Annotated in this window: 21 protein-coding genes and 1 riboswitch; of the genes, 12 read left to right on the plus strand and 9 right to left on the minus strand. The window is 63.7% G+C overall.

The annotated features are described in order from the left end of the window. Window positions 1–147: 147 nt before the first annotated feature. The 7 genes from ppa to CHB97_RS14580 all read right to left on the minus strand — a co-directional run bounded on the left by ppa (window position 148) and on the right by CHB97_RS14580 (window position 7,128). Complete coding sequence (gene ppa, locus CHB97_RS14550) at window positions 148–681, minus strand: inorganic diphosphatase (protein ID WP_089288714.1); 534 nt, start codon at window positions 679–681, stop codon at window positions 148–150. Window positions 682–834: 153 nt separating this feature from the next. Next, window positions 835–1,410, minus strand: a complete 576-nt coding sequence (locus CHB97_RS14555; protein WP_089288715.1) for a hypothetical protein — start codon at window positions 1,408–1,410, stop codon at window positions 835–837. Next, the gene (locus tag CHB97_RS14560; protein ID WP_160105876.1) at window positions 1,407–2,555 is read right to left on the minus strand and encodes an AAA family ATPase; all 1,149 of its coding nucleotides are present in this window, start codon (window positions 2,553–2,555) and stop codon (window positions 1,407–1,409) included. Before CHB97_RS14560 ends, CHB97_RS14555 begins: the two co-directional genes overlap by 4 nt. Window positions 2,556–2,694: 139 nt before the next feature. Beyond that, a complete protein-coding gene (gene pnp / locus CHB97_RS14565; protein WP_089288717.1) occupies window positions 2,695–4,818 on the minus strand; it encodes a polyribonucleotide nucleotidyltransferase in 2,124 nt (707 codons plus the stop codon). Between the two features lie 391 nt (window positions 4,819–5,209). After that, the gene (gene rpsO / locus CHB97_RS14570; RefSeq protein ID WP_089288718.1) at window positions 5,210–5,479 is read right to left on the minus strand and encodes a 30S ribosomal protein S15; all 270 of its coding nucleotides are present in this window, start codon (window positions 5,477–5,479) and stop codon (window positions 5,210–5,212) included. Window positions 5,480–5,937: 458 nt separating this feature from the next. Next, window positions 5,938–6,414 (minus strand): DUF1178 family protein, encoded by a 477-nt coding sequence (locus CHB97_RS14575; protein WP_089288858.1) that lies wholly within the window; start codon window positions 6,412–6,414, stop codon window positions 5,938–5,940. A gap of 105 nt (window positions 6,415–6,519) precedes the next feature. Then, window positions 6,520–7,128 (minus strand): hypothetical protein, encoded by a 609-nt coding sequence (locus tag CHB97_RS14580; protein WP_089288719.1) that lies wholly within the window; start codon window positions 7,126–7,128, stop codon window positions 6,520–6,522. Between the two features lie 79 nt (window positions 7,129–7,207). Here CHB97_RS14580 and CHB97_RS14585 point away from each other — a divergent pair, with 79 nt between their 5' ends. Continuing rightward, window positions 7,208–7,798, plus strand: a complete 591-nt coding sequence (locus CHB97_RS14585) for a bifunctional 2-polyprenyl-6-hydroxyphenol methylase/3-demethylubiquinol 3-O-methyltransferase UbiG (protein WP_200819954.1) — start codon at window positions 7,208–7,210, stop codon at window positions 7,796–7,798. Window positions 7,799–7,881: 83 nt separating this feature from the next. On the opposite strand, the gene CHB97_RS14590 is transcribed toward CHB97_RS14585, so the two are convergent. Next, window positions 7,882–8,505, minus strand: coding sequence for a TetR/AcrR family transcriptional regulator (locus tag CHB97_RS14590; protein ID WP_160105878.1), 624 nt, complete (start codon window positions 8,503–8,505; stop codon window positions 7,882–7,884). Between the two features lie 115 nt (window positions 8,506–8,620). Between CHB97_RS14590 and CHB97_RS14595 the strand changes: the two genes are divergently transcribed. From CHB97_RS14595 to CHB97_RS14610, 4 genes are all read left to right on the plus strand, one after another. Further along, the gene (locus tag CHB97_RS14595; RefSeq protein WP_089288722.1) at window positions 8,621–9,163 is read left to right on the plus strand and encodes a DUF962 domain-containing protein; all 543 of its coding nucleotides are present in this window, start codon (window positions 8,621–8,623) and stop codon (window positions 9,161–9,163) included. Then, window positions 9,141–10,199 (plus strand): 2-dehydropantoate 2-reductase, encoded by a 1,059-nt coding sequence (locus CHB97_RS14600; RefSeq protein WP_200819955.1) that lies wholly within the window; start codon window positions 9,141–9,143, stop codon window positions 10,197–10,199. The genes CHB97_RS14595 and CHB97_RS14600 overlap by 23 nt, the downstream gene beginning before the upstream one ends. 90 nt (window positions 10,200–10,289) lie before the next feature. Continuing rightward, a complete protein-coding gene (locus CHB97_RS14605; RefSeq protein ID WP_089288723.1) occupies window positions 10,290–11,474 on the plus strand; it encodes an MFS transporter in 1,185 nt (394 codons plus the stop codon). 81 nt (window positions 11,475–11,555) lie between these two features. Beyond that, the gene (locus tag CHB97_RS14610) at window positions 11,556–11,912 is read left to right on the plus strand and encodes a hypothetical protein (protein WP_089288724.1); all 357 of its coding nucleotides are present in this window, start codon (window positions 11,556–11,558) and stop codon (window positions 11,910–11,912) included. A gap of 150 nt (window positions 11,913–12,062) precedes the next feature. On the opposite strand, the gene metZ is transcribed toward CHB97_RS14610, so the two are convergent. Beyond that, complete coding sequence (gene metZ, locus CHB97_RS14615; protein WP_089288725.1) at window positions 12,063–13,265, minus strand: O-succinylhomoserine sulfhydrylase; 1,203 nt, start codon at window positions 13,263–13,265, stop codon at window positions 12,063–12,065. A gap of 87 nt (window positions 13,266–13,352) precedes the next feature. Then, window positions 13,353–13,431, minus strand: a riboswitch (SAM riboswitch). A gap of 129 nt (window positions 13,432–13,560) precedes the next feature. Here metZ and secB point away from each other — a divergent pair. The 7 genes from secB (at window position 13,561) to ybeY (ending at window position 19,875) form a co-directional block, all read left to right on the plus strand. Further along, complete coding sequence (gene secB, locus CHB97_RS14620) at window positions 13,561–14,061, plus strand: protein-export chaperone SecB (RefSeq protein ID WP_089288726.1); 501 nt, start codon at window positions 13,561–13,563, stop codon at window positions 14,059–14,061. A 117-nt stretch (window positions 14,062–14,178) separates the two neighbouring features. Beyond that, the gene (locus tag CHB97_RS14625; RefSeq protein ID WP_089288727.1) at window positions 14,179–14,754 is read left to right on the plus strand and encodes an XRE family transcriptional regulator; all 576 of its coding nucleotides are present in this window, start codon (window positions 14,179–14,181) and stop codon (window positions 14,752–14,754) included. A gap of 10 nt (window positions 14,755–14,764) precedes the next feature. Beyond that, entirely contained in the window at window positions 14,765–15,766 is a 1,002-nt protein-coding gene (locus CHB97_RS26420) for a GNAT family N-acetyltransferase (RefSeq protein ID WP_160105880.1), read from the plus strand. Between the two features lie 63 nt (window positions 15,767–15,829). After that, on the plus strand, window positions 15,830–16,585 hold the full coding sequence (locus CHB97_RS14635; protein WP_089288728.1) for an SDR family NAD(P)-dependent oxidoreductase: 756 nt from the start codon (window positions 15,830–15,832) through the stop codon (window positions 16,583–16,585). Between the two features lie 184 nt (window positions 16,586–16,769). Beyond that, window positions 16,770–18,155 carry a tRNA (N6-isopentenyl adenosine(37)-C2)-methylthiotransferase MiaB gene (gene miaB, locus CHB97_RS14640; protein ID WP_089288860.1) on the plus strand — a complete coding sequence of 462 codons (1,386 nt, stop codon included), beginning with the start codon at window positions 16,770–16,772 and terminating at the stop codon, window positions 18,153–18,155. Next, window positions 18,152–19,180 (plus strand): PhoH family protein, encoded by a 1,029-nt coding sequence (locus CHB97_RS14645; protein WP_244559549.1) that lies wholly within the window; start codon window positions 18,152–18,154, stop codon window positions 19,178–19,180. The genes miaB and CHB97_RS14645 overlap by 4 nt, the downstream gene beginning before the upstream one ends. Next, window positions 19,177–19,875 (plus strand): rRNA maturation RNase YbeY, encoded by a 699-nt coding sequence (ybeY, locus tag CHB97_RS14650; protein ID WP_089288729.1) that lies wholly within the window; start codon window positions 19,177–19,179, stop codon window positions 19,873–19,875. Before CHB97_RS14645 ends, ybeY begins: the two co-directional genes overlap by 4 nt. Window positions 19,876–19,880 lie beyond the last annotated feature (5 nt).

Consider the following 19,880-nt stretch of genomic DNA (forward strand, 5'->3'; position numbering starts at 1 on the left):
AAAGAAAATAAACTAGCTTACTCTCCAGCTTACTCTTATGACTTGGTGATTTTCTGTGCTTCCGTTTCATCGTCGGGCACGACAAAACAAAAAAGGGCCGGGTACCCAAAGGTACCCGGCCCTTTTCATTCAAGCTCGACGGGCAGTTCAGCCTTCCGCCTTGTAACGGTCGAAGCTTTCCTGGATCAGCTTGGCGGCGAAGTCGGCCTCGTCCCAGCGGACGATGCGGACCCACTTGCCATGTTCCAGATCCTTGTAATGTTCGAAGAAGTGGGCGATTTGCTCCACCAGGATCTGCGGCAGCTGACGATAGCTGCTGATGTTGCTGTAGAACGGGTGCAGCTTGTCCACCGGCACGGCCAGGATCTTTTCATCCATGCCGCCATCATCTTCCATCACCAGCACGCCGATGGGGCGCGACCGCAGCACGACACCGGGGACCACCGGGGTGGTGCCCACCACCATCACGTCGATCGGGTCGCCATCCAGCGCCAGGGTGTGGGGCACGAAACCGTAATTGGCGGGGTAGAACATAGCCGTGTGCAGGAAACGGTCCACGTACAGCGCGCCGCTTTCCTTTTCCAGCTCGTACTTCACGGGCTGGCCGCCCTGCGGGATTTCGATGATGACGTTGATATCCCAGGGCAGGTTTTTGCCGGAGGGGATCTTGCTGATATCCATCGTTGGGCCTTCTTGGCAGCTTTACAACAACAGGAACGGGCGGCACCCGCCTTGAACCGGCCTGCATCCTATCGGAGTGCGGGTGCGAAATGAAGGCCGCGCAAAGGGAGAGCCTCTGTGCATTTCCGCCGCATCTACCTTGGTCGTGGGGGGCTAAATTCCCAGCCGTGCCTGAAGTCGCTGGGCCAGTTCGTCGAAATCCTCCCGGCATTTTTGCCGGATGGCACCCAGGTTTCGCGCTGCCTCTTCGCCAAGTCGCTTGCGTCCGCCACCGAGCCCGTCCGTCACGTTGCGCCGCCGGGCCAGTTTCTCGAAGTAGTTTTCCTTCACGCTGATATCGGCGCGGATATCAGCCCAGCGCCATTCCCGTGGCAGATCAACCCCGGCCAGCAGCCAAGTTTCCAATTCCTCCCAGGCATTGGCAGCCAGAAAAACGCGGCCATCAGCGAAATGGTCTTGCAGATGGTTCAGCTTGGCCCGCCTGTTTACATCCCCATCTCGGTCTACACAGAGGATGTAGTGCTGATAGATACCTTCATAGCGGTCAAACACCTCCTGCAAGCGGTCCTTCTTCATGCAGTCATTGACGCCGCATAGAAGGGGATCTTTGCAGACTTCCACCGTTGCACGCGGCTTCCCCAGGGTGGTCAGCAGCGCCTTGAAAATGGGTTTCAGGATATGTTCGTCCTTGCGGAAATCTTCCGGAATGATCATCAGGCGCAGGCTCATTCCGCATCACCTTCTTCATCGAAGGTGGCGTTCAGAATATCCTCAAACCAGCCGGCAGCGTGAAGCCGCCCCAACCCTTGGGTTGCCCGCAGCTTGTCGATATTCGGGAAATCCAGCACCGGTTTGATGATGGCATCCGACCGGCCCGGCGGGCGATAGACGATGGACGTGGATTTCAGCGTCTCGTCGCTCAACAGCGACAGCAATTCCGGCGAATGGGTGGTGGTGACAACTTGAATACCGCTTTTCGCCGTCTGCCGTTCCAGCATGTCGATCAACAGATGCAGGCGGGCCGGGTGGATGCCGCTCTCAATCTCCTCAAAGAAATAGAGCTTGGCCGGGTTCGGCCCCAGCAGGGCCGCCAGCAAGGCCAGAAAGCGCAGCGTGCCATCCGACGCGCTGACCGCCGATATCTCGGCCCCGTCGCTTTCCACCAGATAAAGCTGTATGAAGCCGTTCAGATCGCTGCGGAATTTGAAATCCACCACATCCATTGGCGTCAAGGCCCGCACCCATTCCATCAGGGTCTCTTTGCGCGCGGGATCGGCACAGATGGCCTGCAGGACGGTGGGCAGGTTCTCGCCCCGGTCGCCGAGAACTTTCTGACCGGGCGGAGAGGCTAATTTCGCGGTGGCTGAGTCCATCTCATGGAATCGCATACTTTTTAATTCATTTTTTATAGTAAAACTTCTACCAATTTCATCTTTTATAGTCGATACCGCTGGGGAATCCCAGAATACATTTTGATGAAAGTTAAATATTTCACGCCCATCTAATTCAAAGTACTCATTTATAAAACGAAATAATCCATCAAAATTCTCTATACTTGCACGATAAATAGAATTTACTCCTGAAATTTTTGCGGTAACATCAAAGCTTACATCGGATGTCTCGGCCTGAATGCGTGAAATTTCACGCATAGCACCGCGCATCCGTTCCCATTCAACCTGTCCTCCACCGCCAGTCTTTCCCCCAATAATCTCCGACAGCGAATACCCCCGCCCGATCCCATGAAGGAATCGGAACGCATCGCGGAGGTTACTTTTCCCGCTGGCGTTGGTGCCCAGAATCACCGTGAACGGGCCGAGTTTCAGTTCGACATCAGCGAAATTCTTGAAATTCTTCAGGCGCAGGCGGGTAATCACGGGCGGTTTCCCAAGGTGCTTGGAACATCCCACGATACCAGACCTATCGACCGCCCACCAACAGACAACGAAAAAGGCCGCCGGGTTGCCCCGACGGCCTTTCTTTACGTTCCATTCAGGGCCGCAACGGCAAAAGGGATCAACCCTCTGCCGGGGCGTCCTTCTTGGACAGGTCTTCGCCGGTCGTCTGATCGACAACCTTCATCGACAGCTTCACCTTGCCGCGATCATCGAAGCCCAGCACCTTCACCTTCACGGCATCGCCCTGCTTCACCACGTCGGTGACCTTCGCCACGCGCTCGTTCTTCAGCTCGGAGATGTGGACCAGACCATCCTTGGAACCCAGGAAGTTCACGAAGGCGCCGAAATCCATGACCTTGACGACCTTACCGTCATAGATCTCGCCCACTTCCGGCTCGGCCACGATGCCCTTGATCCACTTGATGGCAGCGTCGGAGCACTTGCTGTCCACGGCCGACACCTTCACGGTGCCGTCATCCTCGATGTCGATCTTGGCGCCGGTCTGCTCCACGATCTCGCGGATCACCTTGCCGCCGGAGCCGATCACGTCGCGGATCTTCTCCTTCGGGATGTTGATCACGGTGATGCGCGGGGCATTGCCCGACACTTCGCCGCGCGCCGTGTTCAGCGCCTTGTTCATCTCACCCAGGATATGGATGCGACCCTTCTGGGCCTGCGCCAGGGCGATCTTCATGATCTCCTCCGTGATGGAGGTGATCTTGATGTCCATCTGCAGGGCGGTGACGCCCGCTTCGGTGCCGGCGACCTTGAAGTCCATGTCGCCCAGGTGATCTTCATCACCCAGGATGTCGGACAGAACGGCGAACTTGTCGCCTTCCTTGATCAGGCCCATGGCAATGCCGGCGATGGGGCGGGCCAGCGGGGCGCCGGCATCCATCAGCGACAGGGAGGTGCCGCAGACCGTGGCCATGGAGGAGGAGCCGTTGGACTCGGTGATTTCCGACACAACGCGCAGCGTGTAGGGGAAATCTTCCTTGGACGGCAGCAGCGGGTGGATGGCGCGCCAGGCCAGCTTGCCATGGCCGATTTCGCGGCGGCCCGGGCTGCCCATGCGGCCGGCTTCACCCACGCTGTACGGGGGGAAGTTGTAATGCAGCATGAAATTTTCGCGGTATTCGCCTTCCAGCGCATCCACGATCTGCTCATCCTGGTTGGTGCCCAGCGTGGCAACGACCAGCGCCTGGGTTTCACCACGGGTGAACAGGGCCGACCCATGGGCGCGGGGCAGGATGCCCACTTCGGCCACGATCGGGCGAATGTCCACGGTGGTGCGGCCATCGATGCGCTTGCCGGTCTCGATGACCGAACCGCGCAGGATGTCGGCTTCCACTTCCTTGAACATCTCGGAAATGGCTTCCGGCGCGAATTCTTCCTTCAGCGCTTCCTTGGCCTTGTCCTTGGCGGCACCAACGGCAGCGTAACGGTCCTGCTTGACCAGGATCGAATAGGCGGCCTTCACGTCGGCACCGGCCACCTCCAGGATACGGGCCTTGACGGCGGCCTTGTCGAAGGCCGGCGGGGCGATGTCGCGTGGTTCCTTGGCGCATTCCTCGGCCAGGTCGATGATCAGGTCGATCACCGGCTGGAACTGGGTGTGGCCGAACATCACGGCACCCAGCATGATCTCTTCCGACAGCTCCTTGGCTTCGGATTCGACCATCAGCACGCCTTCCTGCGTACCGGCAACCACCAGATCCAGGGTGGCATTATCCATCTGATCCATGGTCGGGTTCAGAATGAACTGGCCATTCTCGTAACCAACGCGGGCGGCACCGATGGGGCCCAGGAAGGGCAGGCCGGAAATGGTCAGTGCGGCGGAGGCACCGATCATGGCCACGATGTCGGGATCATTTTCCAGGTCGTGGCTCAGCACGGTGCAGACCACCTGGGTCTCGCAACGATAGCCATCGACGAACAGCGGACGGATCGGACGGTCGATCAGACGGCTGACCAGGACTTCCTTTTCCGTCGGACGGCCTTCACGCTTGAAGAAGCCACCGGGGATCTTGCCCGCGGCGAAGGCCTTCTCCTGATAGTTCACCGTCAGCGGGAAGAAATCCACACCCGGCTTGGCGGACTTGGCGCCAACGGCAGTGGCCAGCACCACCGTGTCGCCGTAGCTGACCATGACGGCGCCATCGGCCTGACGGGCGATCTTGCCGGTCTCGATGACCAGCTTGCGACCGCCCCATTCCATTTCCTTACGGAAGACCTTGAACATCTTATCGTTCCTTCCATCCGAAACCCGTGACACCCCGGATTGGGCGCCGGGCCGGGGCCCAATCGGACAGCCCCGCCTGTTAAATCTTCACGCCGGTGACCGTTGCCGGTCACCCCAGCCCCCCATCGGGGCGGGCTGGAAGCGAAAACGGCCAGCCGGAAAGGTTCCGGCTGGCCGTCCTCAAACTCTATAAGGGGCCGAAGCCCCCATCTGGCCCCCATCACCACCCATGCCACCGGTGACCAGCCCGCATTCCCCGGCGACACCATCCCCCCGCCCGCCAAAGCGGACCGGAAGGGCAAAGCGTCGGAAGAAGACGGGCATTGTCACAGGCGATGGCACCTTTCCGATCAGGTCGGGAGCGGCGATGGCAACGGCCGGAACCCTGGCCCTAGCGGCGCAGGCCCAGACGCTGGATCAGGGTGTCGTAGCGGGACTTATCCTTGCTCTTCAGATAGTCCAGCAGGCTACGGCGCTGACCGACCATCACCAGCAGACCACGACGGGAATGGAAATCCTTGGCGTGGGTCTTCAGGTGTTCGGTCAGGTTGACGATACGTTCCGTCAGGATGGCAACCTGCACTTCCGGCGAACCGGTGTCGCCTTCCTTGGTCTTGTATTCTTCGATCAGCGCGGTCTTGCGCTCAGCCGTGATCGACATCGCATGTCTCCACATAGATGATTTCAGGGAAAGCGCACCCGGCCACCAATGGCGGCCCCTTGACGTGGATTGGGGGCAGCAAGGCCCACAAATAGGTACGCACCCGTTCCCACCGGGGCCGGGCCGGGATGTCGTCCAGCACGGTCCCGCGCGCGAACAGGCGTCAACGGTGCGCGTTTGATGCGCCATCGCACCGATAGGGTCAAGCGGATTCAGTGGGGCTGGGGGCTGACATCCCCGCATGGGCGGCGGGCCGGCGGTCGCCGGCCTCCAACCACCTGAAGCTAAACTGTCAGGCAGATTAGTACCAACCAAGGGGCATGGGACATGACCCTTGGAGGCCGGCGACTGCCGGCCCGCAGGCACGTGCCCGCTGTCAAGCCCGAGCTGCCGGAGGCAGCGCCCGGCGTCTGAGGGAGCATACGAATACCAAGAGCCATGATCCATGGCTCTTGGTATCAGTTCCCGGCGGGAACCCAGGGAATGGAGGCGAACTCCACCCCTTCCTCGCGCAGCTGTTCGGCCTGTTCCCGGCTGGTTTCGCCATAGATGGCGCGGCTTTCCGTCTCGCCATAATGGATCTTGCGGGCCTCATCGGCGAAACGGTCGCCGACATTCTCGGCATTCTGTTCCACCTGGCGGCGGATTTCCCGCAGGGCGCGCAGCATCTCGGCCTGATGGGCCAGTTCGGCATCGCTGGCGGGGGCGGCGGGAACGGTCGGGTTCTCCGCTGCGGCTGGCACCACCGGCTGTTCATCCCGGCTGCGGCCCGATCGGGCGATGGCCGGGGCCATCGGCGCCTTTTCCACGCCGGTATCGCCGCAGACCGGGCAGGTGATCTCCCCCGCCGCCGCCTGTGCGTCATAGGTGGCACCATTGCGGAACCAGCCTTCGAACCGGTGGCCGTGGGCGCATTTCAGGTTGAACAGGATCATGGCCAGCAAAAATCAGTCAAAAACCATCACACGCGATCATAGATGGCGTGAACCGGCGCAACAGGCAATGCCGATATCAACAGATGGGGGCTGCGGAACGGCGGGTCACAGCCCGATATCGTTGGAACAGGGGGCGGCCGGTTCCGGCGGCACATCCTTGAACAGGGCGATGCCGACGGAATCCACCCGCTGCATGGTGCGGCATTGGCCGGGGCCCGGCACCTCGTCGGCCATATCGTCCGCACCGCCGGCAGGGGCATAGATCATCAGCAGATATTGCGCACACGTCCCGCCCAAGCCCGCCGTCCGCCCAATGGGCAGCACCAGCCGGCGCACCAGCTTGCTGTAGCCATCGGAATAGGTGACGAGGTCCAGGCTGGAGAGCGGGCTGAAGGTGCTGGCGCAGATGGCATAGGCCGGCACGATGTCATTGACATAGGAAGGGGGCATCAGCTGTTCCAGCGTCAGCCCGACCGGGTCCACCCCCAGATTGACCGGCACGGCACTGCCGGTCCGCAGGAAGCGGGCCTTGCGGATACCGTCATTCCCCAGCCCCAGCACCACATAGTTCGCCCGAACCGACGGCGGCAGGCGCATTTCATCAAAGGCGGCCAGCGGCACCGACCGGTCCCGCCGGGCGACATCCAGCCAGTAAAGCAGCAGCCGGTGCTGCGCATCATTGGCCAGATCGTGAAGATGGAAGACATCGTGCATGATGGTACAAGGGCTCCTGCGGCCACGCTTCTTTTGTAGCAAAAGCACGCCAGCGCCCCCAGCTTGGATGAGTGTTCTTATGGATAGCGCGATCCGTCCCTTTGCCCCGGCATCCGCCTGGGTGGCCCGCTTCGCCCCCTTGATTGGGGCGGGAGCCCGTGTGCTGGATGTGGCCTGCGGCGGCGGGCGGCATCTGCGGCACTTCCTGGATCGGGGCTGTGCGGTGACGGGCGTGGATATTGATCTGCGCGGTGTGGCCGACCTGGAGGGCCGGCCGGGGGTGACCCTGCGGGGGCTGGATCTGGAAAATGGCAACCCCTGGCCGGCCGAGCTGACCGGGTTCGATGCCATCATCGTCACCCATTATCTGCACCGGCCCTTATTGCCGGCTCTGGCCGGCGCGCTCCGCCCCGGCGGTTTCTTGATCTATGAAACCTTTGCCATGGGCAACCAGCGCCATGGCCGCCCGTCCAGCCCCGGCTTTCTGCTGCGCAATGGCGAATTGCTGGGGCTGGCGGCGGCGGAGGGGTTGCAGGTGGTGGCCTTCGAACAGGGCGAAGTATCCAGCCCCAAGGCGGCGGTGATCCAGCGCCTGTGCGCCCGCCGCCCCACCGGCCCCGCACCCGACCTGCAGGGCGACCCGGAACCGGTGCCGCTGCCGCTGGCTTAGCGGGTTTTGGTCAATCGGAAACGGCGCAAGGGATTGCGGAAAACGAAAAACCAGAGCGTGTTTCCAATCAGCAGAAATACGCTCTAGCAGGATATCTGCGCCGCCAGCAGCCCGGCCCAGAGGGCCCGCAGGCGGGCATGGTCGGGGCTGGGGCCGGCGGCCAGTTCCTGCATGGCCATGCCGCGCAGCATATAGACGGTCAGCACCATCAGATCGGCCAGAGCCGCCCCCGCACCGGGGCGGGGGCGCAGGGCCAGTCCCCAGCTTTGCCCGACGGCCGTAATGAAATCGCTGAAAATGGGGGCAAGACGCTGTTTCAGCTCCGCATCCGTGCGGGCGGCCAGCGCCACCTCAAACAACAGGTCGCGGTGGCGGCCTTCATAGAAGCGGGCCCAGGCCTGTTCCAGCAATGCGCCCAGCGCCGCCGGCCCGTCGCCGGGCGGCAGTATGGCGGGGGATAGGGTGCCAGCACTGGCCACCGCTTCACGCAGCAACCCTTCCGCCGCCAGGGCCAGCATTTCCGCCTTGGTATCAAAATGGTGCGCCCAGGCCCCGCGGGAGACCCCGGCCTTATCCAGGATCACCGAAAGCGAGGCGCCAGCATGGCCATGATCCGCCAAGGCATCCAGCGTCGCCGCCACCAGCCGGCGCCGCATTTCTTCCCGTCGTTCCGGCTGACTGCGGCGTGTGGCCGCCACTTCCACCATTTTTCCCATATCCCGGCTGTTTATCCCCGCCAACATCATTGCCACGCCGCACCACCTGATGTAAAAACAAACCAATCAGTCTGTTTTATAAAATCATCCAGGGAGGAACCACGACATGACCCGGCTGGCCCGCACCATGGCGTTCTACGCCGCCTATCACCAGCACCCGCATAACCGGCTGACGCATTATTTCGGCGTGCCGATCATCGTCTTCTCGCTGATCCTGGCCGCCTCCTATGCCCGGTTCGAGATTGCGGGGATGGATGTCAGCCTGGGGATGCTGCTGGTGGCGGCCCTGGCGCTGTATTACCTGAGCCTGGATCTGGTGATCGGCGCGGCGCTGGTGGTGGTGGCCATCCCGGCCGTCTGGCTGGCTGATCAGGTCAGCCGGATGGATGGTGGCACGGCCGCCGCCATTGGCGTGGCGGCCTTTGTCGGCGGCTGGGCCGTGCAGCTGCTGGGCCACAAGTTTGAAGGCAACAAGCCGGCCTTGACGGCCAATATCCTGCAAATCTTCATGGCCCCGCTGTTCCTGATGGCAGAGGGCTTCTTCGCCTTTGGTTTCAAAAAAAATATTGAGGCGGAGGTGGATCAGCTGGTGCGATCCGGCATTGCCGGCCCCGCGGCAAAGGGCCATGCCCGCCACCATCCGGCCTGAACGGATGGGCCCCTGGCAATTGGCACCCGGCCGCCGCATCCTGGTGGCCGGGGCGGGATCGGTCGGCTGCCATGCCGGCGGCTGTCTGGCCCGGGCGGGCCTGCCCGTCACCCTGCTGCTGCGCCCGTCGCTGGCCGAACGGCTGGCCGGCGGGCTGCGCCTGTCCGATCTGGACGGGGCCGACTGGCAGTTGCCCCCCGGCAGCCTGCGGCTGGCCACCGATCCGGCAGCGGCCATAGCGGATGCCGGGCTGGTGCTGGTGACGGTGAAGGGCGGCGATACGGATGATATCGGCCAGTTGATCGCCGCCTTCGCCCCCGCCGATGCCCCGGTGATCAGCCTGCAGAACGGCATCGGCAATGCCGAACAGCTGGCCACCCTGCTGCCGGGGCGGCGGGTGCTGGCGGGCATGGTGCCCTTCAATATTGTGCAGATGCCGGATGGCCGCTTTCATCGCGGCACATCCGGCACGGTGATGCTGGCCGATGATCTGCCGGGGCTGGCCGCAGCGCTGAACGTCCCCGGCTGGCCCGTGGCCGGCAGGGCGGACATGGATGCGGTGCTGTGGGGCAAGCTGCTGCTGAACCTGAATAATGGCCTGAACGCCCTGTCCGGCCTGCCGCTGGTGCAGCAGGTGGCGGACCGGCGCTGGCGCTGCCTGCTGGCCGCCCAGATGGCGGAGGCGCTGGCCCTGCTGCATCAGGCCGGTATCCGCCCGGCAAAGGTCAGCGGGGTGAAGCCGGCCCTGCTGCCCTTTGTGCTGCGCCTGCCGGATTGGCTGTTCCGCCGGCTGGCTGGTGCCATGCTGCGCATGGACCCGCTGGCCCGGTCTTCCATGTGGGAAGATCTGCAGCGCGGCCGGCGGACGGAGATTGACCGCCTGCAGGGGGCTGTGCTGGCCCTGGCGCAACGGCTGGGCCACGACCCCGCCCGCGCCGCCCCCACCTGCGCCCGTGTGCTGGCCCTGGTGCGGCAGGCGGAGCGGGCCGGGGCCGGTTCCCCCCATCTGGCCCCCGACGCCGTAAGCCGCCCCTGAGCCGGCATTGTGACAGAGGGCTTGACCTGGGCTGGAAAGACAGGAGATAAAACATCCGATATCGGAACTATTCTGTTTTGGGTGATTTTTATGGCGCGGCTTCTGGTCTGCATCCTGCTAGTCATGGGCACATTACTGGGCATTGCCGGGGTGGATCTGGTACTGCCCGCTCTGCCGGACATGGCGCTGTGGCCTGATGGCGGGGTGGCCAAGGCGCAATTGGTGATCGCCGCCTATATTGGCGGCACGGCGGCGGGCCTGCTGCTGTTCGGCAGCCTGGGCACGCGGGTGGACCGGCGCTGGCTACTGCTGTTTTCCATCCTGTCGCAACTGGTGCTGTCGCTGGCCTGTGCAGCGGTGGAAAATCTGGATGTGTTGATTGGGCTGCGTCTGCTGCAAGGGCTGCTGGGCGGCGCGCCGGCCGTTTTCGCGCCCGGCATGATCCGCCGCCTGTTCGATGAAAAGGGGGCGATGCGGGCATTGGGCGCGCTGGGCAGTATTGAGGCGCTGGCGCCCGCCCTGGCCCCGCTCGCCGGTGCCGGGCTGGTCGCGCTGGGCGGCTGGCGGCTGCCCTTTCTGGTGACGGGTGGGCTGGCGGTGCTGGTGGCGCTCTGCCTGTTCGCGGGGCGCGGCCTGTTGCCGGCGGGGCCGGCGCCGCGCACGCTGGGCTCATATCCCAGGCTGCTGGGTGACCCGGTATTTCTGCGCTATGCCCTGTCCCAGTCGCTGCTGCTGGGCGGCCTGCTGGTGGTGGTGTTCAGCGCCCCGGCCGTCATCACCCACAGCATGGGCGGCGAAATGGCGGATTTCATCCTGATGCAGATGATCGGCGTCACCCTGTTCATCCTCTGCGCCAATCTGGCGGGGCCGCTGGCCGGTAGGATCGGGGCGGAACGGCTGATCCTGATCGGCACCCTGTTGGCCCTGGTTTCGGCCTTGCTGCTGCTGGCCTATGCGCTGGCGGGCGGGAACAATCCCCATCTGCTGCCGCTGCTGCTGGCGCCGATGAATATCGGGCTGGGCCTGCGCGGGCCGCCGGGTTTCCTGCGTGCGGTGATGGCCGGGCGGGGGGATGATGACCGGGCGTCGGCCTTGGTCATTCTGGCCATCACCCTGTTCGCCGCCGCCAGCACCGCCCTTGTCGCCCCCTTCCTGGGTCAGGGGCTGATCACGCTGGCCATCGGGGCGATGGTGATGCAGCTGGCCGCCACCGCCAGCCTGCTGGCCCTGCCGCCTTTATCCAGCCCCATGCCGGCCGCTGCGGCGGGGGATTGAGGCGGCCGGCTGTATTTCCCTTGCCGCCCGTGGCGATGCGGGGTTCAATCAGTCGGGGTTAAGGTTAATGGGGAAGCCAGCATGACTTATTCTGTGGGAGAGGGCGGGACCAAATCGCGTGAGCTGGTCATCATCGTCCATGCGCTGAACGTGGCCAGCTGCTTTGTCGGCCTGACCGGGCTGGTCGCGCTCATCATCGCCTATCTGAAACGGGGGGAGATGGGCAGCGACATCTGGTACGGTCACCTGACTTTCGCCATCCGCACCTTCTGGATCGGGTTTGTTGCCAGCCTGATCGGCATTGCCACCAGTTTTATCGGCATCGGTTTTCTGATCCTGATGCTGGTTTTTGTCTGGTATCTGGTGCGCACCATCTTCGCCCTGCTGAAGGCGATCGAGAATAAGCCGATCCCCAATCCCGACAGTTTCCTGATCTGATACCAACTCTCCCTTGATCGTGACCGATCAAGGGAGAGTTGGTGTTCCCCCATGCACCGGGCGGGCGCATACGCGCCCTCGGCGGATTGGTAAGAGGCAGCGCCGGCACCTAAAACTCCCTGGATCGTGACCGCTCCAGGGAGATGAATATCAAACCAACTGATCCAGGCCGCGCTTCAGGTCGTTGATCAGGTCGTCGGCATTTTCCAGCCCCACCGACAGGCGGATGGTGCCGGCGCCAATGCCCAGCGTCGCCTTCTCTTCCACCGTCAAACGCTGATGCGTGGTGGTGAAGGGGTGGGTGGCCAGGCTTTTGCTGTCGCCCAGATTGTTGGAAATCTTGATGACACGCAGGTTGTTCAGGGTGGTGAAGGCGGCGGCCTTGGCATCGCCCTGGAACGGCTTCAGATGGAAGCAGATCAGGTTGCTGCCGCCATCCATCTGCCGCTTCAGCAATTCGCGCTGCGGGTGGCTGTCCAGCCCGGCATAGAGCACGCGTTCCACCGCCGGGTGGCTTTCCAGGAATGCGGCCACCTTCAGCGCACTGGCAGACTGAGCGCGCACGCGCAGTTCCAGCGTTTCCAGACCCTTCAGCAGCAGCCAGGCATTGAACGGGCTCAGCGCCGGGCCGGTATGGCGCAGATAGGGGGCCAGCAGGGCGGCAACCTCATCATCACACAGGATGGCGCCGCCCAGGCAGCGGCCCTGGCCATCAATATGCTTGGTGGCGGAATAAACAACGACATCCACGCCAAAATCACGCGGCTTTTGCAGCACCGGCGTAGCGAACACATTATCCACCACCACCTTGGCCCCGGCCTTATGGGCCAGCGGCACCACATGTGACAGGTCCACCACTTCCAGGCACGGGTTGCTGGGGGTCTCCAGGAAGACCAGATTGGTCGGGACCGACAGGGCTTTTTCCCATTCCTCCGGCTTGGTGCCGTCGATGATCACGCTTTCAATGCCGAACCGCTTGGCCAGATCGCTGACAATATAAAGGCAGGAGCCGAACAGGGCGCGGCTGGCCACCAGCCGGTCGCCCGCCTTCAGCAGGCCGAACACGGCGGCATGGACGGCGGCCATACCGGACCCGGTGCCGAAGCAGCGGGGGAAGCCCTCATACTGGGCCAGCCGATCCTCGAACATGGCAACAGTCGGGTTGCGGAAGCGGCTATAGACGAAGCGCGACCCATCATTGATGAAAGCGGCTTCCGCCGCCTCGGCGCTGTCATAGACATAGCCGGAGGTCATGAAGATCGCCTCGCTCGTCTCCTCAAACTGGCTGCGGCGGGTGCCGCCATGCACCAGCAGGGTGGCGGGGTTCAGATTGTCAGACGGATCATGTGCCATCGCTTCCAAGGCCCTTCATGCAAGCACGGGCCTGAAATGAAACAGGCCCCGACCGGCGGATCGAGGCCCTATCGACCGGGGAACCCGGCGGCAATGGCTTCGACCTTTTAGCAGTTTCTTTTCAACGTGGCCTGCAATCCGGTCACAAATCACCACGTAAGGCTTTTAAAGCCCCTCTGCCGCCGCCTGTCAAGCCGGCAGCGGCGCGATGCCACCATTGCCGAAAAACCCTATCCGTGCTAGTCCCGCCGGCAATCCTTAAACCCCGATGCATTCCAACCGGAGCAGGCATTTCATGAGCGACGAGACCAACGCCAACGGCATCGATACCGCCGAGGACAACAGCGCGCCGATCATGCCGCTCGTCGTCAATGTGCAATATGTCAAGGATCTCTCCTTCGAGAATCCCAATGCCCCGCGCAGCCTGATGGCGGCCACCGAACAGCCGAAGATCGACCTGCAGGTCGATCTGCAGGGCCAGGCCCTGGGCGAGAATGTGGCGGAGGTGCAGCTGCGCCTGCGCGTGGAAGCGACGATGGGGGAGATGACCGCCTTCATCGCCGAGCTGGTCTATTGCGGCGTCTTCACCCTGCCGCCGCTGCCGCAGGATCAGCAGCGCGCCGTGCTGCTGATCGAGGGGCCGCGCCTGCTGTTCCCGTTCGCCCGCCAGATCATCGCCGACATGACGTCCCAAGGCGGTTTCCCGCCGCTGCTGCTGCAGCCGCTGGACTTCGTCGATCTGTATCGCCGTCAGGTGCTGGGCCAGGGTATGCCGCAGACCCAGGGCAATGCCTGATCACAGGCTCCCCGGCACCGGTTGCGGTGTCGGCAGGTTCAGGGAAAAGGCGTCGGGCATCCCCCGACGCCTTTTTCTTTGTTGTTACTGTTCCGAATTTGGGATATTTTCTCAATTATGGAACAGAACGACACATCCCCTGATCTTGATGATCGCCTCGCTGCCCGTCTGGCGCAACTGCGCCAGGAACAGGGCTGGTCGCTGGATGAACTGGCCACCCGCAGCGGGGTCAGCAAGGCCACCCTGTCGCGGCTGGAGCGGGGGGAGACCAGCCCCACGGCCAGCCTGCTGGGCCGGCTCTGCACCGCCTATGGCCGCACCATGTCGCGCCTGCTGGCGGAGGTGGAAAGCCAGCCGGTCAGCCTGCTGCACCCGGATCAGCAACCAGTCTGGATCGACCCCGGCACCGGCTTTCACCGCCGTTCCATTTCCCCACCGGCGAATGGCTTCGATACGGAACTGATTGAGGGCACTTTGCCCCCCGGCACCGTGATCGATTACGCTGCACCGCCAGTGCATGGGCTGGAACAGCATGTCTGGATGCTGTCCGGCGGGCTGGAACTGATGCTGCAGGGCGTGCCCTATCGGCTGGCGCCGGGGGATTGCCTGCGCTTCCGCCTGTTCGGCACGTCGCGCTTCACCGTGTTGGGGGAAGCGCCCGCCCGTTACCTGATCGCCATCACCCGGCCCTGAAGGGAGCATCATGCATTACGATCTTTGTGAGGTTGCCGGCGATGATCTGCCGGCGCTGCTGCCCGATCTTGTCCGCATTCTGCGCGCCTGTGTGGAGGGCGGGGCCTCCGTGGGCTTTGTGCAGCCCTTCACCGATGCCGATGCCACCCGTTTCTGGCAGGGCGTGTTTGCCGGGGTGCAAGCCGGGGGCCGCCAGCTGCTGACCGCCACGCTGGAGGGACGCACGGTGGGCACGGTACAACTGGTTACCGATATGCCGGCCAATGGTCGCCACCGGGCGGAAATCTGCAAGCTGCTGGTCCATCCGGACGCCCGCCATCGCGGCATTGCCGGTGCGTTGATCCGCCGCGCGGTGGAAATCGCCCGTACCCAGGGCAAACGCCTGCTGGTGCTGGATACGCGCAGCGGCACGGTGGAGCCGCTCTATGCCGCCCATGGCTTCCAGCTGGTCGGACAGATCCCGCTTTATGCCCAGGACCCGGACAGTGATTTCATTTCCGCCACCAGCGTGATGTACCGGATTCTGCCGGAACCGGTCACGGGTTTGACCATCGAAGCGGCCCAGCCAGACGATGCGGCGGTGCAGCCGCTGCTGGATGCCCTGTCAGCCAACCTGCTGGCCCGGTTCGGCAGTGATGGGCGGCGCGGGCTGGATGGTTGGGACGCCGTGGCCGGGCGCAGCGCCTTCGCCTTGGCCCGGTTGAACGGGGAACCGGTGGGCTGCGGTGCCATCCGCCCCCTGGAAGGCGTGACCGGTACCGCTGAAATCAAGCGGATGTATGCAGTACCGGGGTCATTTGGGGTGGGGGCGGCCGTGCTGGCCTGGCTGGAGCAGCAGGCCCGCACCCTGGGATATCGCCAACTGGTGCTGGAAACCCGCTGGGCCAATGACCGGGCCTGTGCCTTTTACCGCCGCCACGGTTACCGCGTGACCGGTAACTATGGCCCCTATGTCGGCCGCGCTGAATCGGCCTGTTTTGCGAAGCGCTTGTCACCGCAGCACACGGGTTGACGGCACCGGCCCGACCCGCGCACCATGGCGCCTTGATTCCATATAGTCTGGGAGCGTTGGGACATGGGAAGGCTGCAGGATCGCGTGGCACTGATCACCGGTGCCGGCAATCCGGTGGGGCGCGCGGTGGCGCGGGCCTTCGCGGAGGAAGGTGCCCATCTGGTGCTGCAATATGAAGATGTCTCGCAGCGCCCCGTCACCAATGAACTGGTCCGTCAGATTGAACGGTCGGGTCGCCGCGCCGTGGCCCTGATGACGGAGATCAGCGGCCCCAACGGCGCCTATATGCTGACCGAAGCGGCGGTGGCCGGGCTGGGGCGGGTGGATATCCTGGTCAATAATGCCGGGATGCGCCCGGCCATTCCGGTGGTGGATACCACGGCCGAACAGTTTGATCTGGTGATGGCCGCCAATGTGCGCTCCGCCTTCATGATGACGCGCATGGTGTTGCCGCTGATGTTCCATCAGGATTATGGCCGCATCATCACCACCGTGTCGGACATCGCCTATCACGGGGCGCCCGGCTATTCGCTCTATGGTGCGGCAGCGGGGGCCCTGCTGGGTTTCACCCGCAGCCTGGTACATGATATCGGCGCTCGCAATGTGACGGCCAATTGCGTGGCCCCCGGCGCCATTGACCCCAAGCTCAGCAGTGATGCTGTTCGCGCCAGCCTGGAAGCGGTGCGCCGCACCCTGCCCAGCCAGCGGCTGGGCGAACTGGCGGATATCGTTCCCTCCTACATCTTCCTGGCGTCGGATGAGGCACGGCATATGGTGGGCCAGTGCCTCAGCCCCAGCGGCGGGGCGGTGATGCTGTGATTTTGGCGGGTCCCAGCCCGGGATACTGGCCGCTGCAATCCACCCACCCCCTCTGCACAGACGCTGCCTTATTGACTAAGGCAGCAGCTTGCCTATTTTGGGCGGGTTAAGGGGCGGGTAGTGTATCCGAACCCATGGTGCATCTTTTGCCGGAAGGCCCCGTCGGCAAGGGCGGGGGGCGTTGTTGAAGAAGAAGCTGTTCATCAAGACCTATGGCTGCCAGATGAACGTCTATGACAGCGACCGCATGGTCGATGTCCTGGCACCCCTGGGGTATGAGCCGACCGATGCGCCGGAAGGTGCCGACATGGTCATCCTCAACACCTGCCATATCCGCGAAAAGGCATCGGAAAAGGTTTATTCCGAGCTGGGCCGCCTGCGCCTGATGCAGAATGACAAGGCCGCCGAGGGCGGGCGCATGGTGCTGGCTGTGGCCGGCTGTGTCGCCCAGGCCGAGGGGGCGGAAATCATGATGCGCGCCCCGCATGTGGATATGGTGTTCGGCCCCCAGACCTATCACCAGCTGCCGGAAATGGTGACGCGCGCCGTGCGCGGGGCCGGCGGGGTGGTGAATACCGATTTCCCGGTGGAAAGCAAATTCGACCTGCTGCCGGAAGAAGGGTCGCGCCAGCACGGGCCCGCCGCCTTCCTGTCGGTGCAGGAAGGCTGTGACAAGTTCTGCACCTTCTGTGTCGTGCCCTATACGCGCGGGTCGGAATATAGCCGCCCGGTCGCCCAGGTGCTGGCCGAAGCGCGGCGCATGGTGGCCGGCGGCACGGTGGAAATCACCCTGCTGGGCCAGAATGTCAACGCCTTCCATGGCGACGGGCCGGATGGCAAGGTCTGGGGCCTTGGCCGCCTGATCCGGGCGCTGGCGGAAATCGACGGGCTGCAGCGCATCCGTTACACCACCAGCCACCCGCGTGACATGGATGACGATCTGATCGACGCCCATGGCAGCGTGGGGCAGTTGATGCCCTTCCTGCACCTGCCGGTGCAATCGGGCAGTGACCGCATTCTGGCGGCGATGAACCGCAAGCACACATCCGACGATTATCGCCGCCTGATCGACCGGCTGCGCAGCCGCCAGCCGGATCTGGCTTTGTCATCGGATTTCATCACCGGTTTCCCCGGTGAAACGGATCAGGATTTCGCCGACACGCTGCGCCTGATCAACGATATTGGTTTCGCCCAGGCCTATAGCTTCAAATATTCCGCCCGCCCCGGCACGCCCGCCGCCTCCATGGGGGATCGGCAGGTGGAAGAGACGGTGAAGGATGACCGGCTGCAGGCGGTGCAACAATTGCTGAACGCCCAGCAGGTGGCCTTCAACCAGTCGCTGGTGGGCCGCACCATCGGCGTGCTGTTCGACCGGGTGGGCAAGCTGGAGGGGCAGTTGCTGGGCCGCAGCCCCTTCATGCAGTCGGTCCATGCCTTTGCACCTTCCCATCTGATGGGCCGCATCGTGGATGTGCGCATCCATGGCGCCCATGCCAACAGCCTGGCCGGCGATCTGGCCGACCCGATCCCGCAACACGCCGCCCCGGTTGCGGCGGAGGCGGTGGCTTGAGCGCCCAGACCTCCGCCCCGGTGGTGACCGGGCATGGCGATGGCCGGATCGAACTGGCCTTTGGCGATAACCGTCTGCTGCCCCTGCTGTTTGGGGAGCATGAGCAATATCTGGCCCGCGTCGAACGCCAGTTGGCCGTCAAGCTGGTGACGCGCGGCAATGTGCTGACCATTGCCGGCAATCAGCAGGGCATGGATGCGGCGCGCACCGTCTTCTTGGCCCTGTGGGAGCGGTTGCGCGCCGGCCTGCCCGTCGGCCCGGCGGAGGTGGATGCCGCCGCCCGCATGGCGATCAGCGCCGATCTGCCGTCCGCCGGCCAGGGGCTGGCACAGCTCTCTGACCCCAACGGGGCCATCCGTACCAAACGCCGCGTCATCACCCCGCGCAGCGCCACCCAGGCCCGTTACCTGGAGGCGCTGAACGAGAATGAACTGGTGTTCGGCCTGGGCCCCGCCGGCACCGGCAAGACCTATCTGGCGGTCGCCCAGGCGGTCAGCCTGCTGCTGCAGGGCAAGGTGGACCGCATCGTGCTGTCGCGCCCGGCGGTGGAGGCCGGCGAACGGCTGGGCTTCCTGCCCGGCGACATGAAGGACAAGGTCGATCCGTATCTGCGTCCGCTGTACGACGCGCTGAACGACATGCTGCCGCCCGATCAGGTGGCCAAGCGTATCGAAACCGGCGTGATTGAGGTGGCCCCGCTGGCCTTCATGCGCGGGCGCACACTGGCCCACGCTTTCGTCATTCTGGACGAGGCGCAGAACACCACGCCCATGCAGATGAAAATGTTCCTGACCCGCATGGGGGAGGGCAGCCGCATGGTGGTGACGGGCGACGTCACCCAGATCGACTTGCCATCCGGCACCAAATCCGGCCTGAAGGAAGCGCTGAGCATCCTGAAAGGGGTGGAAGGCGTGTCGTTCGTGGAATTCAGCGACCAGGATGTCGTGCGCCACCCGCTGGTTGGCCGCATCGTGCGCGCCTATGATGCCGCGGCCCGTGCCAGCAAACCGGACAACCCGCAATGAGCAATGCTTCCCCCCCGCCCCCCGATGCCAGCGCCGACCGCGTGGAAATTCTGATCAGCATCGAGGAGCCGCGCTGGGAAGACCGGATCAGCGATATTGAGGGCCTGTGCCAGCGGGCGGCCCATGCCGCCCTGGTGGCTGCGCTTACCGCCGAACCCGGCCTGTTGCCCGACGGACCAGCAGAAATGTCGCTGGTGCTGGCCGATGATGACACGGTGCATGAACTGAACCGCACCTATCGCGGCAAGGATAAGCCGACCAATGTGCTGTCCTTCGCGCTGCACGCCGATGGCGAAGATGGCAGCGACGGCGATGATGATTTCGCCGATGATGAATTTGAAGACGACCCGGACGGGGAAGATGACGTCGAAGAAGGGGAGGGCGATGATTTCCTGTCGCCCGGCCCGGCGGTTCCTGTATTGTTGGGCGATGTGATCCTGGCGTTCGAAACTGTGGAGCGCGAGGCGGGGGAACAGAACAAGGCGTTGGCCGACCATCTGACCCACCTCGTCACCCATGGCGTGCTGCATCTGCTGGGTTATGACCATATTGAGGATGGCGAGGCCGAACAGATGGAACGGCTGGAAACGCAGATACTTTCCGGGTTCGGCATTGCCGATCCCTATGCCGGCGGCGGGCACGCCCCGGATGATGATGATCCTGGCGACGCCGGGACCACCCAAGCAACCCACTGATAAAG

It is taken from the genome of Azospirillum sp. RU38E, assembly GCF_900188385.1.
Taxonomy (GTDB): domain Bacteria; phylum Pseudomonadota; class Alphaproteobacteria; order Azospirillales; family Azospirillaceae; genus Niveispirillum.

What these genes read in the sequence shown, in the direction of transcription:
- pnp (WP_089288717.1), bottom strand. Translation starts at nt 4,818, where the DNA reads ATGTTCAAGGTCTTCCGTAAGGAAATGGAATGGGGCGGTCGCAAGCTG.
- CHB97_RS14610 (WP_089288724.1), top strand. Translation starts at nt 11,556, where the DNA reads ATGACTTATTCTGTGGGAGAGGGCGGGACCAAATCGCGTGAGCTGGTC.
- CHB97_RS14555 (WP_089288715.1), bottom strand. Translation starts at nt 1,410, where the DNA reads ATGAGCCTGCGCCTGATGATCATTCCGGAAGATTTCCGCAAGGACGAA.
- CHB97_RS14600 (WP_200819955.1), top strand. Translation starts at nt 9,141, where the DNA reads ATGCCCGCCACCATCCGGCCTGAACGGATGGGCCCCTGGCAATTGGCA.
- CHB97_RS26420 (WP_160105880.1), top strand. Translation starts at nt 14,765, where the DNA reads ATGCATTACGATCTTTGTGAGGTTGCCGGCGATGATCTGCCGGCGCTG.
- CHB97_RS14585 (WP_200819954.1), top strand. Translation starts at nt 7,208, where the DNA reads ATGGATAGCGCGATCCGTCCCTTTGCCCCGGCATCCGCCTGGGTGGCC.
- metZ (WP_089288725.1), bottom strand. Translation starts at nt 13,265, where the DNA reads ATGGCACATGATCCGTCTGACAATCTGAACCCCGCCACCCTGCTGGTG.
- CHB97_RS14590 (WP_160105878.1), bottom strand. Translation starts at nt 8,505, where the DNA reads ATGGTGGAAGTGGCGGCCACACGCCGCAGTCAGCCGGAACGACGGGAA.
- CHB97_RS14635 (WP_089288728.1), top strand. Translation starts at nt 15,830, where the DNA reads ATGGGAAGGCTGCAGGATCGCGTGGCACTGATCACCGGTGCCGGCAAT.
- CHB97_RS14605 (WP_089288723.1), top strand. Translation starts at nt 10,290, where the DNA reads ATGGCGCGGCTTCTGGTCTGCATCCTGCTAGTCATGGGCACATTACTG.
- ppa (WP_089288714.1), bottom strand. Translation starts at nt 681, where the DNA reads ATGGATATCAGCAAGATCCCCTCCGGCAAAAACCTGCCCTGGGATATC.
- CHB97_RS14580 (WP_089288719.1), bottom strand. Translation starts at nt 7,128, where the DNA reads ATGCACGATGTCTTCCATCTTCACGATCTGGCCAATGATGCGCAGCAC.
- secB (WP_089288726.1), top strand. Translation starts at nt 13,561, where the DNA reads ATGAGCGACGAGACCAACGCCAACGGCATCGATACCGCCGAGGACAAC.
- CHB97_RS14595 (WP_089288722.1), top strand. Translation starts at nt 8,621, where the DNA reads ATGACCCGGCTGGCCCGCACCATGGCGTTCTACGCCGCCTATCACCAG.
- rpsO (WP_089288718.1), bottom strand. Translation starts at nt 5,479, where the DNA reads ATGTCGATCACGGCTGAGCGCAAGACCGCGCTGATCGAAGAATACAAG.
- CHB97_RS14575 (WP_089288858.1), bottom strand. Translation starts at nt 6,414, where the DNA reads ATGATCCTGTTCAACCTGAAATGCGCCCACGGCCACCGGTTCGAAGGC.
- ybeY (WP_089288729.1), top strand. Translation starts at nt 19,177, where the DNA reads ATGAGCAATGCTTCCCCCCCGCCCCCCGATGCCAGCGCCGACCGCGTG.
- CHB97_RS14625 (WP_089288727.1), top strand. Translation starts at nt 14,179, where the DNA reads ATGGAACAGAACGACACATCCCCTGATCTTGATGATCGCCTCGCTGCC.